Annotated in this window: 22 protein-coding genes; 17 read left to right on the top strand and 5 right to left on the bottom strand. The window is 43.1% G+C overall.

From position 1 onward, the window contains the following. Positions 1 to 5 precede the first annotated feature (5 nt). Positions 6 to 734: a YqeB family protein gene (locus tag MTN95_RS06420; protein ID WP_248337398.1), complete on the bottom strand. Its 729-nt coding sequence runs from the start codon at positions 732 to 734 to the stop codon at positions 6 to 8. A gap of 305 nt (positions 735 to 1,039) precedes the next feature. Here MTN95_RS06420 and gnd point away from each other — a divergent pair, with 305 nt between their 5' ends. Continuing rightward, complete coding sequence (gnd, locus tag MTN95_RS06425; RefSeq protein ID WP_248337401.1) at positions 1,040 to 1,933, top strand: phosphogluconate dehydrogenase (NAD(+)-dependent, decarboxylating); 894 nt, start codon at positions 1,040 to 1,042, stop codon at positions 1,931 to 1,933. A 21-nt stretch (positions 1,934 to 1,954) separates the two neighbouring features. Here gnd and MTN95_RS06430 read toward each other — a convergent pair whose 3' ends face one another. Continuing rightward, positions 1,955 to 2,581 (bottom strand): TVP38/TMEM64 family protein, encoded by a 627-nt coding sequence (locus MTN95_RS06430; RefSeq protein WP_024122122.1) that lies wholly within the window; start codon positions 2,579 to 2,581, stop codon positions 1,955 to 1,957. 194 nt (positions 2,582 to 2,775) lie between these two features. On the opposite strand from MTN95_RS06430, the gene MTN95_RS06435 reads away from it, so the two are divergent. The 3 genes from MTN95_RS06435 (at position 2,776) to MTN95_RS21525 (ending at position 4,718) form a co-directional block, all read left to right on the top strand. After that, positions 2,776 to 3,528 carry a peptidoglycan recognition protein family protein gene (locus tag MTN95_RS06435; RefSeq protein WP_248337403.1) on the top strand — a complete coding sequence of 251 codons (753 nt, stop codon included), beginning with the start codon at positions 2,776 to 2,778 and terminating at the stop codon, positions 3,526 to 3,528. Between the two features lie 246 nt (positions 3,529 to 3,774). Continuing rightward, positions 3,775 to 4,506 carry an SGNH/GDSL hydrolase family protein gene (locus tag MTN95_RS06440; RefSeq protein WP_105953571.1) on the top strand — a complete coding sequence of 244 codons (732 nt, stop codon included), beginning with the start codon at positions 3,775 to 3,777 and terminating at the stop codon, positions 4,504 to 4,506. Positions 4,507 to 4,583: 77 nt separating this feature from the next. After that, positions 4,584 to 4,718 (top strand): hypothetical protein, encoded by a 135-nt coding sequence (locus tag MTN95_RS21525; RefSeq protein ID WP_010335019.1) that lies wholly within the window; start codon positions 4,584 to 4,586, stop codon positions 4,716 to 4,718. A gap of 137 nt (positions 4,719 to 4,855) precedes the next feature. On the opposite strand, the gene sda is transcribed toward MTN95_RS21525, so the two are convergent. After that, entirely contained in the window at positions 4,856 to 4,996 is a 141-nt protein-coding gene (gene sda / locus MTN95_RS06445; protein WP_003226124.1) for a sporulation histidine kinase inhibitor Sda, read from the bottom strand. 361 nt (positions 4,997 to 5,357) lie between these two features. On the opposite strand from sda, the gene MTN95_RS06450 reads away from it, so the two are divergent. The 8 genes from MTN95_RS06450 to MTN95_RS06485 are packed head-to-tail and all read left to right on the top strand — an operon-like array spanning position 5,358 to position 10,368. Beyond that, the gene (locus tag MTN95_RS06450; protein ID WP_003226126.1) at positions 5,358 to 5,876 is read left to right on the top strand and encodes a YqeG family HAD IIIA-type phosphatase; all 519 of its coding nucleotides are present in this window, start codon (positions 5,358 to 5,360) and stop codon (positions 5,874 to 5,876) included. Between the two features lie 2 nt (positions 5,877 to 5,878). Further along, positions 5,879 to 6,979 (top strand): ribosome biogenesis GTPase YqeH, encoded by a 1,101-nt coding sequence (gene yqeH / locus MTN95_RS06455; protein ID WP_248337405.1) that lies wholly within the window; start codon positions 5,879 to 5,881, stop codon positions 6,977 to 6,979. 18 nt (positions 6,980 to 6,997) lie between these two features. After that, a complete protein-coding gene (gene aroE / locus MTN95_RS06460; RefSeq protein ID WP_248337407.1) occupies positions 6,998 to 7,834 on the top strand; it encodes a shikimate dehydrogenase in 837 nt (278 codons plus the stop codon). Then, positions 7,834 to 8,124, top strand: a complete 291-nt coding sequence (yhbY, locus tag MTN95_RS06465) for a ribosome assembly RNA-binding protein YhbY (RefSeq protein WP_024122118.1) — start codon at positions 7,834 to 7,836, stop codon at positions 8,122 to 8,124. The genes aroE and yhbY overlap by 1 nt, the downstream gene beginning before the upstream one ends. A 10-nt stretch (positions 8,125 to 8,134) precedes the next feature. Beyond that, positions 8,135 to 8,704 (top strand): nicotinate-nucleotide adenylyltransferase, encoded by a 570-nt coding sequence (locus MTN95_RS06470; RefSeq protein WP_202852920.1) that lies wholly within the window; start codon positions 8,135 to 8,137, stop codon positions 8,702 to 8,704. Next, positions 8,694 to 9,254, top strand: a complete 561-nt coding sequence (gene yqeK, locus MTN95_RS06475; protein WP_024122116.1) for a bis(5'-nucleosyl)-tetraphosphatase (symmetrical) YqeK — start codon at positions 8,694 to 8,696, stop codon at positions 9,252 to 9,254. The genes MTN95_RS06470 and yqeK overlap by 11 nt, the downstream gene beginning before the upstream one ends. A 17-nt stretch (positions 9,255 to 9,271) precedes the next feature. Then, positions 9,272 to 9,628: a ribosome silencing factor gene (gene rsfS / locus MTN95_RS06480; RefSeq protein ID WP_044154484.1), complete on the top strand. Its 357-nt coding sequence runs from the start codon at positions 9,272 to 9,274 to the stop codon at positions 9,626 to 9,628. After that, the gene (locus tag MTN95_RS06485) at positions 9,625 to 10,368 is read left to right on the top strand and encodes a class I SAM-dependent DNA methyltransferase (RefSeq protein ID WP_248337409.1); all 744 of its coding nucleotides are present in this window, start codon (positions 9,625 to 9,627) and stop codon (positions 10,366 to 10,368) included. Before rsfS ends, MTN95_RS06485 begins: the two co-directional genes overlap by 4 nt. A 64-nt stretch (positions 10,369 to 10,432) precedes the next feature. On the opposite strand, the gene comER is transcribed toward MTN95_RS06485, so the two are convergent. After that, positions 10,433 to 11,254 carry a late competence protein ComER gene (comER, locus tag MTN95_RS06490; RefSeq protein ID WP_024122113.1) on the bottom strand — a complete coding sequence of 274 codons (822 nt, stop codon included), beginning with the start codon at positions 11,252 to 11,254 and terminating at the stop codon, positions 10,433 to 10,435. 83 nt (positions 11,255 to 11,337) lie between these two features. Here comER and MTN95_RS06495 point away from each other — a divergent pair, with 83 nt between their 5' ends. From MTN95_RS06495 to MTN95_RS06505, 3 genes are all read left to right on the top strand, one after another. Continuing rightward, positions 11,338 to 11,955, top strand: a complete 618-nt coding sequence (locus MTN95_RS06495) for a helix-hairpin-helix domain-containing protein (RefSeq protein ID WP_248337411.1) — start codon at positions 11,338 to 11,340, stop codon at positions 11,953 to 11,955. A 66-nt stretch (positions 11,956 to 12,021) separates the two neighbouring features. After that, on the top strand, positions 12,022 to 12,591 hold the full coding sequence (locus MTN95_RS06500; protein WP_105953575.1) for a ComE operon protein 2: 570 nt from the start codon (positions 12,022 to 12,024) through the stop codon (positions 12,589 to 12,591). A gap of 3 nt (positions 12,592 to 12,594) precedes the next feature. Further along, positions 12,595 to 14,925, top strand: coding sequence for a DNA internalization-related competence protein ComEC/Rec2 (locus MTN95_RS06505; protein WP_248337460.1), 2,331 nt, complete (start codon positions 12,595 to 12,597; stop codon positions 14,923 to 14,925). Positions 14,926 to 14,963: 38 nt separating this feature from the next. On the opposite strand, the gene MTN95_RS06510 is transcribed toward MTN95_RS06505, so the two are convergent. After that, positions 14,964 to 15,098 carry a YqzM family protein gene (locus MTN95_RS06510; protein ID WP_010335005.1) on the bottom strand — a complete coding sequence of 45 codons (135 nt, stop codon included), beginning with the start codon at positions 15,096 to 15,098 and terminating at the stop codon, positions 14,964 to 14,966. A 40-nt stretch (positions 15,099 to 15,138) separates the two neighbouring features. Here MTN95_RS06510 and MTN95_RS06515 point away from each other — a divergent pair, with 40 nt between their 5' ends. Both MTN95_RS06515 and holA read left to right on the top strand, forming a co-directional pair. Continuing rightward, positions 15,139 to 15,288 carry a hypothetical protein gene (locus tag MTN95_RS06515; RefSeq protein WP_125825438.1) on the top strand — a complete coding sequence of 50 codons (150 nt, stop codon included), beginning with the start codon at positions 15,139 to 15,141 and terminating at the stop codon, positions 15,286 to 15,288. Between the two features lie 39 nt (positions 15,289 to 15,327). After that, a complete protein-coding gene (gene holA, locus MTN95_RS06520) occupies positions 15,328 to 16,371 on the top strand; it encodes a DNA polymerase III subunit delta (RefSeq protein ID WP_248337413.1) in 1,044 nt (347 codons plus the stop codon). The last annotated feature ends 8 nt before the right edge of the window (positions 16,372 to 16,379 follow it).

The following is a 16,379-nucleotide window of genomic DNA, read 5'->3' on the forward strand; positions in this document are numbered from 1 at the left end:
TTTTGCTATGATCCTATTTTGCCGCTAGGCTGATTTTCCTGAGGAGGATACGATTCTGCTTTTCGCCAATACTGGCGTGTTCCTTCTTCACGTACAACAATTCCGATCTTTGCGAGTTCAAGACGGAAATCTTCAATGTCGTCTGTTTCCTCTTCTTTCAGTGCTTTCTGACGAGCCTTCAATATAGCATGAGCGCTTGGAGAGAGATCGGGTGATTCAGGTACCCATCGCCGAAATCTATCTTTAAACGGGTCACCTTCAGCCGACCACACGTAATGGTGCTTTTTAAAGGCCTGCTCAATGATTTTAGGTTTTTCATCTATTTCTTCACGTGCCAGTTCATATCCGTCTGTTCCTAAGAGGACAAGCCGTTTGTGATCAATAAATACCAGAGCAATGTCTTCGGAGTTGATCGTTTGAACATACTTGCCTTTCATTAATGCTACGGAGTCGTTTGTAATCTGTACAGTTAACAGCAATTTCATGATTGAATGAGCGAACCATATACCTGCAATCAGGCCAAGCAGCGCGGTGATAAACTTAACCGGTGATCCGTGAAAAGAGGTAACAAGCCGAAGAGGGCCTTCTAATGGAATCCACGGCAGGGATAATGCCCATTTCGCAAGCTGATGAAAAAAATAACCAATGAGAAGACCGATGATTGCAAGTGTACCGTATAATAAACATTTCGCGGTTTTCGTAATTCCAATGATAGTTTGTGTTTGATCCTGCAAGTTGTCACCTTCTTAACTAGAAATAAGTTGAATTCCCTTCCCATATTTTAACTTAAATAGAGAGGAAATCAAGAATGTTTCCGCGATTTTTGCTGTCATGCATGAAGCCGCCAAATGATTATCAAGCCTTCTTTATGATAAAGATCATACAAAAACGATATGACACGGAGCAGTAAGTTACTGGGGATAAAAGGAATTACTCTTGCTGATCGCGGCCTTTGAGAAAACAGGACGTATCACATAGCAGTTCACAGGGAACATAAAGAGTAATGGCTTTAGAGTTTAGACAACCAGGAGGAACTCACATGAAAATAGGATTGATCGGCTTAGGGAAAATGGGCATAAACATAGGAAAGCAATTGATCGACCGCAATCATCAAGCAATCGGTTATGACGTGAATCAAGCGGCTGTTGATGAACTGATATCTTATGGGGCTGAGGGGACAACAAATATAAAAGAGTTGATTTCATTATTAGATACGCCGCGAATTCTGTGGGTGATGGTGCCGCACGGCGTTGTAGATGCTGTACTGAGTGATGTGGCACCGTTATTAAACGAAGGGGATATTATCATTGAGGCTGGAAATTCTCATTATAAAGAATCGATCCGGCGCTACAATCAAATGAAAGATGCCGGTCTTCATTATCTCGACGCCGGAACTTCGGGCGGTATGGAGGGAGCGCGTCACGGGGCTTGTTATATGGTTGGAGGAGACCCCGAAGCATGGCGTATCGCGGAGCCGCTGTTTCGGGATACTGCTGTTGAAAATGGATATTTATATGCCGGAGAAGCGGGCAGCGGCCACTTTTTAAAAATGATTCATAATGGCATTGAGTACGGAATGATGGCTGCCATTGGTGAAGGATTTGAAGTGCTGGAAAACAGTCCGTTTGAATTTGACTATGAGAAAGTCGCAAGGGTATGGAATCATGGCTCTGTCATAAGGTCGTGGCTTATGGGGCTGACTGAGCGAGCTTTTTCTAAAGACGCGAGGCTGGATCAGATCAAAGGCGTCATGCATTCCTCCGGGGAAGGGAAATGGACAGTGGAAACGGCACTAGATCTGCAGACAGCAGCTCCGGTGATCGCGATGTCCCTCTTGATGAGATACCGTTCGTTAACAGACGATACGTTTACAGGAAAGGTCGTTGCTGCGCTCCGTAATGAATTTGGAGGACATGCAACAGAAAAAAAGTAAGGGGGGCGAAGCGGGCCGCCCTTATTTTTTTGACGCTTTCACCAGATGAGGAAACTTTATATATATGATTAGCATCAGGATCAGAACGTAGGCCCCGTAAATACTGAAAGAAAGCAATTTGTTGCTGGAGAAATTGGCGCCGGCAATGGTAACAACTAAAATGTTAGGAATTTTTCCTATTAAAGAGGCGAAGAAAAAAACATGCCACCGAACACTGCTTAGTCCGCATACAACGTTCATGACAAGAGAAGGGATAACAGGGATAAGCCTTCCCAATAAAACAGCGGTAAACGCATTTTTATCGAATGAAGCCTCGTAGCCTTGTATAGCAGGATAAGCTTTTATTTTTTTTCTGGCCCAATCTCGAAAGCTGTACCTCGCAAGAAAAAACAGCAATATCGTGCCAAGCATTGAACCGGCCAGTGTAATCCAAACACCATTTGCAATTCCGAACACAGCGCCATTTAAAGCTGCAATGATTGCAAACGGCACAATCGGGAAAAAGACGTCGGCGGCTATCAGCAGCATACTACATAAAACGGAGATCAATCCGCCTGCTTTTATAGCATCAAGCCAAGCTTCTTTCTGATAGAAACCGACTGCAATAACGGCGATGATCAAGATTATACCTAAAGTCTTTTTTAACATATCAATTATCCACTCCCAACACTTGTGGCGATGTCAGGAGGCAGAATCTCCGGCATCTACGTTAGTATAACTTGTACCGTTTCGGTGGTTCAACTGTAATACGAGTGGGGGGAAATACAATTCTTTTTTATCTAGTAAAATAGGCTGTCCATTTCTCTTGTTGCTGCATTCTTTAATAGCAGGGAGGGATAGAAATGGTAGCGATAAAAAAGGATTTTATACCAAAATCAAACGATAACCGTCCCGGCTATGCGATGACACCTGCATATATTACCGTGCACAATACAGCAAATACCGCCAAAGGTGCCGATGCAAAAATGCACGCTGATTATGTGAAAAACCCAAGTACATCTGTCAGCTGGCATTTTACAGTAGACGATTCAGACATCTATCAGCATCTTCCTCTTACTGAAAACGGGTGGCATGCTGGCGACGGCACCAATGGGACAGGGAATCGCAAATCAATCGGGATTGAAATCTGTGAAAATGCAGACGGCGATTTTGACAAAGCAGTAGCTAATGCGCAGTGGCTGATCAAAAAATTGATGAAGGATCACAATATTTCGCTGGATCGTGTTGTTCCCCACAAAAAATGGTCTGGAAAAGAATGTCCCCGCAAACTCTTACATCAATGGAGTGCTTTCAAAAACGGAATTTCTTCCTCTGATACGCCATCTGAAGAATCACCCAAATCTTATCCTCTGCCTTCAGGAGTAATAAAACTCACTGCGCCTTATAGAAAAGGCACTAAAGTTCTTCAGCTGCAAAAGGCTTTAGCCGCACTTCATTTTTACCCCGATAAAGGCGCGAAGAATAACGGTATTGACGGCATTTATGGACCGAAAACAGCAAATGCCGTGAAACGTTTTCAGCTGATGAATCGATTAAAAGCTGATGGTATTTACGGACCAAAAACAAAGGCCAAGCTTAAAGCGAAATTAAAATAAATGCAGAGGTAATCAGTAGCCTGTTTCCTCTGGCGGAAGCAGGTTATTGCACTCAACTCTCTGAAGTGTTTTTTCGCAGAAAAAGACGGGAACTGAAATAGATATCTCACCCCTTACTGGAAACAGAATGATTTTAGTCGAGAGGGACACGTTAACAATAGAGAGAACGCTATAACGAAAAAACTCTGCGTTGAATGAAACAGAACAGAGGTATAACATAAAGATGAAGCTTTTGGGGGTGTAAAGATGAAGTATATGTTCATCCTTTTCCTTCTGCTGTTCGTTACAGCAGGATGTGAAGGAAAGGGATACGAAGACGTGGTAGCATTTGGTGACAGCAATACACGCGGCTCTAATTGGGATTATCGTGACTATCCAAAAGCGCAGCAGTGGGTCAATATATTAAAAACGGCTGAACGCGGGAATCTTGATATCCTCAACGCAGGAATTGGAGGACAAACGACTGAAGATGCCCGTTTACGGTTTCAAACAGATGTACTCGATCAAAAACCTAAGCATCTTTTTATTATGTTTGGCACTAATGACGCTGGGATTCTGGCTGAAGGAAAGCCAAGAGTGTCAAAGCTGCGTTTCAGAGAGAATCTGGTTTACTTTATAAAAGAAAGCAGAAAACACGGCATCAAGCCTGTTTTAATGACGTGTATCCCTATTATTGAAGGAAACGGGAAGCATCACCTCTTTTACTATTCCAGGTATAAAGCGGCTGCTTTTGAATCAAAAGGCGGGGCGAGAAAGTGGCATAACTCATACAATGATATTACAAGAGATGTCGCGAAACATATGAATGTGCCTCTTGTAGACAACTGGAAGCACTTTATAGAAGCAGACGGCGGAAAAGCTACTGATGAAGCGCTGATCCAATCCGGCTTGATAGATCCTTCAGGCAATCATATGACACCTAAAGGAGCAAGGATAGTTTATGAAGGAATACAAGATGGGCAGGTCCTGAAGCGCTGATCCGGACAAAGGCCTAAGCCGTTTTATTTCTCCTACATAGGCTGTTATAGAAACATTTTTAAGGAGGCGCGCTTCACATGTACAGCGGTTATTTATACACGTATCCTTTCGGCGGCTGGCCATATGGCGCAAGCAGAGCATACGGATACGCTTTTATCGTTGTTTTGATTGTTGTTCTCCTGATTGTGGGCGGAGTGTATTGGTTCACATGAAATCCAGCCCTGGAAACACCTCTTTTTAGGGGTGTTTTTTGCTGAAAACAGTAGTAAAGCGCGTAACTGAAGTGATATAATATCAGTCATCTGAGTAAAAAAAGGAAATACGCCCGGAAAAAATAGACAAATTCCTATTAAGAAGATACGGAAATAATATGTCCGAGCGATCTTCTTTTTATTTCGTTTTCGATTAACTCGATAAAGTCGCGGTTTAAATTCATTTCGGTGGCTTTGAAATAAGATTCTATTAATAATTCATCAGACAATTTTCTCATGCTAGGAACCCAATTAATGGGAGAGGCACCTCCTTCATAGTTGGAATCATTCATGACTTTGTGACATACATTTATAGGTTGCGTTCATCTGAAGCTGAAGATTATCTTTAATCTACCATGAATTGCATATAAGAACAATCGTTCTGTTATCCACACCAAAAAGTGGATAACTTGTGAGTATCGTGTTTATAATTTGTCTAAAGAGTGATGTAATAAGAGTGGATAGTGTGTGTAAATTTATCCACACCTGGTGAAGAAACCCAATTTTTGTCGAAATTTTTTTGCTCAGTTTTTCTTTAAGCGCAAGTTCGATTTTTTTCGACATGAATTTTAAGAGAAAGAAAAGGGAAGGGTGCGGGTTTTGTTAAAGAAGTTTTTTTTACCTGACGAGTTTGTTAAAAATATTTTTCATATTACACCTGAAAAATTAAAGGAACGAAATGTAAAAGGAATTATCACTGACCTGGATAATACACTTGTTGAATGGGACAGACCAAACGCGACGCCGCGATTGATCGAGTGGTTTGAAGAAATGAAAGAGCACGGCATTAAAGTGACGATTGTCTCTAATAATAATGAGCGAAGAGTAAAACTTTTCTCGGAACCGCTCGGCATACCATTCATCTATAAAGCAAGAAAACCGATGGGCAAAGCCTTTAATAGAGCAGTGCGCAATATGGAGCTGAAAAAAGAGGACTGTGTTGTCATCGGAGACCAGCTGCTGACTGATGTACTCGGCGGGAACCGTAACGGCTACCATACGATCCTGGTTGTGCCTGTCGCTTCCTCGGATGGCTTTATTACGCGCTTTAACCGCCAGGTCGAACGCAGAATACTGAGTGCTCTTAAACGAAAAGGGCACATTCAGTGGGAGGAGTAAGAATGGAAAAGATTGTTTGTATCGGCTGCGGAGTCACAATCCAAACCGAAGACAAAAATGGTCTGGGATACGCGCCGCCGGCTTCGCTTTCTAAAGAAAGTGTGATTTGCCAGCGCTGCTTCAGACTGAAAAACTACAATGAAATACAAGACGTTTCCTTAACGGATGATGACTTTTTAAACATCCTTCATGGAATTGGAGAAACGGATTCTCTCGTCGTTAAAATTGTTGATATTTTCGATTTTAACGGCAGCTGGATTAATGGATTGCAGCGCTTAGTCGGAGGCAATCCTATATTGTTAGTCGGAAACAAGGCAGATATTCTGCCTAAATCGCTCAAAAGAGAACGGCTGATCCAGTGGATGAAGCGCGAGGCGAAAGAGCTTGGCTTAAAACCGATTGACGTATTTTTGGTCAGTGCGGGACGCGGCCAGGGAATCAGAGAAGTCATTGATGCGATTGAGCATTACCGTAACGGCAAGGATGTTTACGTTGTCGGCTGTACCAATGTAGGAAAATCAACGTTCATTAACCGGATTATTAAAGAAGTGTCAGGTGAAGACAACATTATCACGACATCCCAATTCCCGGGCACAACTCTTGATGCAATTGAAATTCCGTTAGATGACGGCTCTGCGCTTTATGATACACCGGGAATCATCAATCACCATCAAATGGCGCACTATGTAAACAAAAAGGATTTAAAAGTACTCTCGCCCAAAAAGGAACTGAAGCCGCGCACATTCCAGCTAAACGATCAGCAAACGCTGTATTTCGGCGGACTGGCAAGGTTTGATTATGTTTCAGGTGAAAGAGCTGCCTTTGTCTGCTATATGCCGAATGAATTAATGATTCACAGAACGAAACTGGAAAATGCAGACGCGCTTTATGAAAAGCACGCAGGGGAATTGCTCACACCGCCGGGAAAAGATGATATGGATGAGTTTCCAGAGCTGGTTGCCCATACGTTTACGATGAAAGAGCAAAAGACAGATATCGTTTTCTCTGGGTTAGGCTGGGTAACGGTGCATGACGCGAATAAAAAAATAACGGCTTATGCGCCAAAAGGCGTTCACGTATTTGTTCGGCGCTCATTAATTTAACAAAAAGGGGAGAGGAGTATGAAGAAGCTGTACGGGGTTATCGGAAATCCGATTGCGCATTCCATGTCGCCGGATATCCATAACGCGGCTTTGAAGGATCTTGGTTTGGACGGACACTACCATGCATTTAAGGTGGAAGAGAATCGTCTGGAAGATGCGGTAAAAGGGATAAGAGCTCTTGGTGTAGAAGGCATCAATGTGACTGTTCCGCACAAGGTTTCCATCATGGATCATCTCGATCATATTGATGAGAGCGCAAAAGTGCTTGGTGCCGTTAACACTGTCAGAAGAGAAGGAGACAAGCTTGTCGGATATAATACAGACGGAGAAGGCTTTGTGAAATCTTTAATGAGAATTTTGGACAAACCTATCTCCGAACTGTCTTTCTTGATGATCGGCGCGGGCGGGGCAGCCAGAGCGATTTTTACAACGATCGTCCGCTGCAATCCGGAAAAGTTTGATATTTGCAACCGAACGATAGAAAAAGCCAAACAGCTCGCAGAATCTGCTTCCTCGTTCCGCAATGTAGAAGTGCTAAGCATAAATGAAGCAGAAGAACAGCTTGAGCAGTATGATGTAATTATCCATACAACATCTGTAGGGATGTATCCAAACGTGGAAGATATTCCGCTTTCATTGCAGCGTGCTGCAAGCAGTGCGGTTGTTTGCGATATCGTGTATAATCCGATTCAGACTTCACTATTAAAAGAAGCAAAGCAAAAAGGTCTGAACACACTGGATGGAGTCGGCATGTTTGTTGAGCAGGCGGCATTGTCTTTCCGCTTGTGGACGGGACATGAGCCTGATGTTGAAAAAATGAGATCTATTGTAGTAGGGAAATTAGGAGGAAAATAATGTTAACAGGAAAACAAAAACGTTTCTTGCGTTCAAAAGCGCACCATTTAAGCCCGATTTTTCAAGTAGGAAAGGGCGGAGTCAATGACAACATGATTAAACAAATTTCTGAAGCGCTTGAAGCGAGAGAGCTGATTAAAATCAGCGTTCTTCAAAACTGCGAAGACGATAAAAATGATGTTGCGGAAGCTCTTGTAAAAGGAAGCCGCGCACAGTTGGTTCAGACGATCGGCAATACGATTGTTTTATATAAGGAATCAAAGGAAAATAAACAAATCGAGCTTCCTTAAGGTGGTTGAAATGAAGAAAATCGGAATTTTCGGAGGCACGTTTGACCCTCCGCATAACGGTCACCTTTTAATGGCGAATGAGGTGCTGTATCAGGCGGAGCTCGACGAAATTTGGTTTATGCCCAATCAAATTCCTCCGCATAAACAGGATGAAGACTATACAGACAGCACACATCGGGTGGAAATGCTGAAGCTTGCTATTCAGTCTAATCCATCCTTTAAGCTGCAGCTGGCTGAAATGGAAAGAGAAGGGCCGTCATATACCTTTGATACCGTTTCTTTACTAAAGCAGCGATATCCGAATGATCAGCTTTTCTTTATTATCGGTGCTGACATGATTGAATACCTGCCTAAATGGTATAAGCTGGACGAGCTGCTGAACCTTATTCAATTTATCGGAGTAAAGCGCCCCGGTTTTCTTGTTGAAACCCCTTATCCGCTTCTCTTTGCAGACGTTCCGGAGTTTGAGGTATCATCGACTATGATAAGGGAACGGTTTAAAAGCAAGAAGCCCACTGACTACTTAATCCCTGATAAAGTGAAGAAGTATGTAGAGGAGAATGGTTTATATGAATCGTGAGGAGGCACTTGCCTGCGTTAAGCAGCAATTGACCGAGCATCGATATATCCATACAATTGGCGTAATGAACACGGCGATTGAACTTGCGGAGCGCTTTGGCGCCGACTCCAAAAAAGCGGAAACGGCGGCTATCTTTCATGATTACGCCAAATTCCGCCCGAAAGAAGAAATGAAACAAATTATAGCCAGAGAAAAAATGCCCGCGCATCTGTTGGATCACAACCCGGAGCTGTGGCATGCTCCGGTCGGCGCTTACCTAGTCCAGAGAGAAGCGGGAATTCATGACGAAGATATTCTTGACGCGATCAGATACCATACCTCTGGGCGTCCGGGCATGACGCTTTTGGAAAAAGTCATTTACGTTGCTGATTATATTGAACCAGGCCGTAAATTTCCCGGTGTCGATGAGGTGCGTGAACTTGCAGAAACGGATTTGAATCAAGCGTTGATTCAGTCGATCAAAAATACAATGATTTTTCTAATGAAAAAAAATCAACAGGTTTTCCCAGATACATGTTTAACTTATAACTGGCTTGTGTCTGGCAAATGAACAGGAGGAATATGTGAATGAATCAAACGTCCATTTTAAAGATTGCAGCTGCGGCTTGCGACGATAAGCGGGCAGAGGATATTTTAGCACTGGATATGGAAGGAATTTCTCTGGTTGCTGATTATTTTCTGATCTGCCACGGTAATTCAGACAAACAAGTGCAGGCCATTGCGCGTGAAATCAAGGACCAGGCTGAAGAAAACGGCATTGAAGTCAAAAAGATGGAAGGCTTCGATGAAGCAAGATGGGTATTAGTTGACCTTGGGGATGTCATTGCCCATGTGTTTCATAAGGATGAAAGAAGCTATTACAACCTAGAAAAACTGTGGGGAGACGCTCCGCTCGCAGACCTGGAACTTGGATTGAACCAATGATTTACCAAGGCTTTGCAAGCGTGTATGACGAGTTAATGTCTCACGCACCTTACGACAAATGGACAAAGTGGATTGAAACATCTCTACCGGAAAAAGGCGGTATTCTCGATTTGGCATGCGGCACCGGAGAGATTTCAATCCGGCTTGCCGAAAAAGGCTTTGAAGTCACCGGGATTGATCTCAGTGAAGAAATGCTCTCTTACGCCCAGCAAAAAGGACCAGCTAAACAGCCGATTCTTTTCCTTCAGCAGGACATGAGAGAGATTACCGGATTTGAAGGCCAGTTTGACGCGGTTGTGATCTGCTGTGACTCCTTGAATTATTTAAAAACGAAAAATGACGTAATGAATACCTTTAAAAGTGTATTTCAGGTGCTGAAGCCGGACGGCATATTGCTGTTTGATGTTCATTCACCGTATAAAATAACCGAGGTTTTTCCTGGGAGCACGTTTGCTGATCAGGACGAAGATATCAGCTATATTTGGCAAAGCTTTGCCGGAAGTGAAGAGCTTTCCGCCATTCATGATATGTCGTTTTTTGTTTGGAACGGAGAGGCGTACGACCGCTTCGACGAAACACATGAGCAAAGAACGTTCCGAGTGGATGAATACGAAGAAATGCTGGCAAGCTGCGGCTTTCAGCTTCATAAGGTCACCGCTGATTTTACCGATTCAGCGCCGTCACCACAATCTGAACGCCTGTTCTTTAAAGCACAGAAATCAAAAACCATCGTTTACTAAGACGATGGTTTTTAAAATGCCTTTTTACCCTTTTGCATACAACAAACGGCTATGACATACTCTTTTACACATGAAACTGCTTCTTCACCGCGGAAATATCCTCTTCGTACTTCAAATGCGTATTTTGAAACACCCGATGAAACATATCCTGTACACCGCTTTCGAGTGCTTTAATGCCTTCTCCTGTCACGCCGCCTTTTACGCAAACCTTTTCCTGTAATGCAGGAAGGGTATACAATTCGGTTTCTAACAGTTTTCCCAGACCGACAAGCATTTCTTTACACATGAGTATAGCGTCCTGTTTAGACACTGACGTTTCCGTAACGGCTGCATCTATAAACCGCTGAACCAGATAGCTCATAAAAGCGGGTCCGCAGCTTACGATATCTGACGCTACTCTTGTGATGTCACTTTCAATTTGCAGCGGATTAGAAATGTGCTTCATCAGCTCGTTGATTTTTGTTTTTGCTGCCTCCCCGCAGCTTTTACCGAAGGTGACAAGAGAAACGCCGGCAAGCGCCCGGTTTGTAATACTCGGGATAACTCGTGCCACTTGACATGGCACATACTGTTCCAGCTGATCAGTCTGAAGCGGGCTTGTAATTGAAATGAGAATGTGATCCTTTGTTAAATAAGGGACTGCCCTTGACAATAATGGATATATATCAAGCGGCTTTACACAGATAAAAATGATCTCATTTTCTGCAACAAGCTTTTCAAGGCTTTCTGTTACGTTTAAGCTGTTGTAGCGGTTTTTTATCTTCAACGCTTTTTCAATTGTGCGGTTTGTGATTGTGATGTTTGAGGGATCGGCTGCTTGTGATTCAATAAATGATTCTATAAGGATCGTACCCATATTTCCAGTGCCGATAAAGCCAATCTTCAATGATTTCCCCTCCTTTGAGCTATTATCCTCTAAACCATATGTGATAAAGAAACAAAATATGACGAAAGCGGGGCGCATGCAAGTTGAATTGGTTGAATCAACATAAAACGATAATCATGTCAGTTGGCTCTGCTGCTGTTCTCATTGCAGTTCTTTGCCTCTTTTTTTTCAGCGGAAATAACAAAGAGCCTGTAAAACAAGTTGTATCTAGTGAAAAGGAAAATGCGGAGGTCAAGCAGGAAGCGGCAAAAGACAAAGAGGAAGAAAATATTGTAATTGATATAAAAGGCGCTGTTAAGCATCCCGGCGTTTATGAAATGAATACGGGAGACAGAGTATCGCAGGCTATTGAGAAAGCAGGCGGCATTGGTGAAAAAGCAGATGAAACACAAGTGAATTTGGCGGAACTTTTACAGGACGGTACAGTGGTGTATATACCGAGTAAGGGAGAAGAGGCGGCACAGCAAGCGGCCGGCGGCGCTGTACAAAGCAGTAAGGGGAAGGAGACATTGGTCAATATCAACACAGCAACATTAGAGGATTTACAAAACATTTCGGGAGTAGGGCCTTCAAAAGCTGAAGCGATTATTGCATATCGGGAAGAGAACGGGCGTTTCCAAACAATTGAAGATATCACAAAGGTTTCGGGAATTGGCGAAAAATCTTTTGAAAAAATAAAGTCTTCCATTACAGTAAAGTGAATTGACGGTCATGCATGATGATAGGTAAACTAAAGAACAGGCAACACAACATTTGGAGGGAACAACGTGGAACGAATTTCATGGAACCAATATTTTATGGCTCAAAGCCATTTACTGGCACTGCGCAGCACCTGCCCGAGATTGTCTGTCGGCGCTACCATTGTCAGAGATAAACGCATGATTGCAGGAGGCTATAACGGATCAATCGCAGGCGGCGTACATTGCGCGGACGAAGGATGCTTAATGATAGACGATCATTGCGCGAGAACGATTCACGCGGAAATGAATGCGATTCTTCAATGCTCTAAATTTGGAGTGCCGACAGATGGAGCGGAGATATATGTCACGCACTATCCGTGTATTCAATGCTGTAAGTCTATCATTCAAGCCGGTATCAAAACAGTATATTACGCTGAGGATTATAAAACACATCCGTATGCCCAGGAGCTATTTGAGCAATCAGGCGTTACGGTTGAACAGGTTGAACTCGATGAAATGATCGTTGATCTGAAAAACAGAGAAAAGCTTTCATTTGTAGCGGGGCTTTTAGAAAAATTAGCGGATGCCGGTCTTGCAGAGGAAGATTTGAAGACAATACATGAACAGGCTAATAAACTTTTTACGAGTTATGTGTGATTGATGCGGAATTCGCGTCTATTATTGCCTTTGGCGGCAGCTTCAACAACGGCTGGAATTGCTGCCGCCTCTTATTTCTCCGCTGTCTTTCTCTTCTTCCTCTTTCTTCTTATTGTGTCAATCAAAACAAGGCACGCTCCACTCATTTTTGTTTGTTTATTCTCTTTTGTACTCAATTTTGCCCTGTTTAAGATCACAGATTCTCAAAATACTTCTTCGTATCAGCAGGGCAGCTATCACTTCAAGGCGGTTATTCATAGTATTCCTAAAATTGACGGGGATCGGATGTCTATGCTGATCAAGACGCCCGATGGCGAAAAATGGGCTGCCTCTTATCGGATTCAGTCTTTAGCTGAAAAAGACAAACTGTCACATCTAGAGCCGGGTATGGCATGCGAATTGACTGGTGATTTGGAGAAGCCAAAACAAGCAACAGTGCCGGGAACATTAGATTATCAACAGTATCTTTACCGGCAGCATATTCATTGGAGCTATTCTGTCACATCTATTGGAAATTGCAGCGAGCCTTCAGGTGTCCGATATAAGCTTCTCAGTTTGAGAAAATACATCATATCATTCACGAACACACAGCTTCCGCCAGATTCAGCAGGAATCGTACAGGCGCTTACAGTAGGTGAAAGATCTTATTTGGATGACGAAGTGCTTAATGCTTACCAAAATCTAGGCGTTGTCCATCTGTTAGCAATCTCAGGGCTCCATATCGGAATTTTGACAGCAGGCCTATTTTACGCAATGATCCGTCTGGGCATAACAAGAGAAAATGCGTCAATCCTATTGCTTTTGTTTCTGCCGATCTATGTTATTTTGACAGGTGCAGCGCCCTCTGTTCTCCGAGCCGCTCTGATGTCGGGCATCTACTTAGCGGGAAGCCTTTTTCAGCAGCGGGTGAATTCTGCCGGGGTAATCTGTCTTTCGTATATTGTCCTCTTGCTTTTTAATCCCTACTACCTTTTTGAAGCTGGATTTCAGCTTTCATTTGCGGTCAGTTTTTCTTTAATTCTCTCATCATCTATTTTTCAGCATATCAAAACGAGTCTGGGACAGCTGACGATCGTATCTGTTATTGCCCAGCTAGGCTCACTACCCATTCTTCTGTATCATTTTCAGCAGTTTTCTATCATTAGCATTCCGATGAATATGGTGTTGGTGCCTTTTTATACATTCTGTATTTTACCGGCTGCTATTATAGGAGTTATTCTATTATTTTTTTCAGCGTCCGTCGGTCAATTTCTGTTCTATTGGTTTGATGTAATGATGACCTGGACCAACAGACTGATCACTAAAATCGCTGATATAGATATATTCACAATCATCATCTCACGTCCTGCACCTGCTCTTCTTCTCTTATTCACGCTCGCTGTCATCATATTGCTTATGAGTATTGAGAAACCCTCGTTTCCCCGGCTGACAGTGTCCACAAGCCTTTTTTGTGCAACGCTTATCCTGCTCTTTGTTTTCCCTTATGTTAGTTCAGAGGGAGAAGTAGATATGATTGATATCGGACAAGGTGACAGTATGTTTGTCAGTGCACCGTATCAGAAAGGCCGTGTTTTAATTGATACGGGAGGCACTTTGTCTTATTCGTCAGAGCCTTGGCGGGAAAAACAGCATCCTTTTTCACTGGGGGAAAAGGTGCTGATCCCTTTTTTAACGGCAAAGGGCATCAAGCAGCTTGATGCGCTGATACTGACGCACGCAGATCAAGATCATATCGGAGAGGCAGAGGTTTTGCTGAAGCATCATAAAGTGAACCGTCTCATCATTCCGAAAGGGTTTGTTTCTGAATCTCATGATGAGAAAGTGCTGCGGACTGCCAGACAGGAGGGTGTGACAATTGAAGAGGTGAAGCGGGGTGATGTATTGCAAATAAAGGACTTACAGTTTCATGTGCTGTCACCGGAAACGCCTGATCCGGCAAGTAAAAATAATTCTTCTCTCGTTCTATGGATGAAAACAGGCAGGCTCAGCTGGCTCCTGACGGGTGATCTGGAAAAAGAGGGGGAACAGGAGGTTATCAATGTGTTCCCAAATATAAAAGCGGATGTGTTAAAGGTGGGGCATCATGGAAGCAAGGGCTCGACCGGTGAAGAATTCATCAAACAGCTTCAGCCCAAAACGGCGGTCATCTCAGCGGGTGAAAACAATAGGTACCATCATCCGCATCAAGAAGTTCTTCAATTGTTAAAGAGCCGATCCATCCGTGTGCTGCGCACTGATCAAAGCGGCACGATCCAATACATGTACAAAAGCGGATCTGGAACCTTTTCTGTTTATCCTCCATATGATACATCAGATATGACAGAGACGAATTAAAAAAGACTGCCGAGAAATCAGCAGCCCGGGCAGTCGTGTTATGAACCAACCAGGTGAATAACCGTTGCCATGACAAACAATAAGGCGAAAAATCCGAAGGACACAACAAAACCAACCGCTGAATCTACAGCATCATTTCGTTTGCTTTGAACGTTTTTTTCAAAATCATTCAATTTCATCCCCCCTGACTGACTTAAGTATAATGGAATCGTTTTGAAAAATCTAGAAGCTAAGGTAACGTTTTCTGTTCTGGTGATTATCGCCTTTTTACAAGCTGTCCCGGGGGCTTGCGAACAGGCGTTTAATATAAATGGGGAAGCAGCTGTCAGGCTTCCTCTTTACTATTTTGCAAACACAATTTAGGATAGAAGGGGATGATGAAAGAGAGGGAGTCGTACAACAATGGTATTTGATGTGTGGAAAAGACTGGAAAAAGGAGAAGTCCATCCGGTTTATTGTTTATACGGAAAAGAGACGTATCTGCTCCAAGAAACCGTCAGCAGGATCAGACAGACGGTGATTGATCAAGAGACAAAAGATTTCAACCTGTCTGTTTTTGATTTGGAAGAAGACCCGCTGGATCAGGCGATTGCTGACGCTGAAACGTTCCCGTTTATGGGGGAGCGGCGCCTTGTCATTGTGAAAAATCCATATTTTTTAACGGGTGAGAAAAAGAAAGAAAAAGTTGAGCACAACGTCAGCGCGCTTGAATCGTATATACAATCACCGGCACCATATACGGTCTTTGTTCTGCTTGCGCCTTATGAAAAACTGGATGAGCGGAAAAAACTGACCAAAGCGCTAAAAAAGCAGGCGTTCATGATGGAGGCAAAGGAATTAAACGCGAAGGAAACGACAGACTTTACGATCAATCTGGCGAGAACCGAGCAGAAAACGATCGGCACCGAGGCGGCAGAGCATTTGGTTTTGCTTGTAAACGGGCATCTGTCATCTCTTTTTCAGGAGATTCAGAAACTCTGCACGTTTATTGGAGACCGTGAAGAGATTACGCTGGATGATGTGAAAATGCTTGTGGCGAGAAGCCTGGAACAAAATATCTTTGAACTGATTAATAAAATCGTCAATCGGAAACGAACTGAGAGTCTGCAAATTTTTTATGATTTGCTCAAACAAAATGAAGAACCGATCAAAATTATGGCTCTTATATCGAACCAGTTCCGGCTGATCCTGCAGACGAAATATTTCGCGGAACAAGGGTACGGACAAAAACAGATTGCTTCTAATTTAAAGGTGCATCCATTCCGGGTAAAGCTGGCGATGGATCAAGCGAGGCTTTTTTCAGAAGCCGAGCTCCGGTCTATTATTGAACAGCTTGCCGTTATGGACTATGAGATGAAAACCGGGAAAAAGGACAAGCAGCTTTTACTAGAGCTTTTTCTCTTGCAGCTGTTAAAAAGAAATGAAAAAAACGATCCTCAATTATGAGGATCGTT

Source organism: Bacillus sp. 2CMS4F, assembly GCF_023161785.1.
Lineage (GTDB): Bacteria > Bacillota > Bacilli > Bacillales > Bacillaceae > Bacillus > Bacillus halotolerans.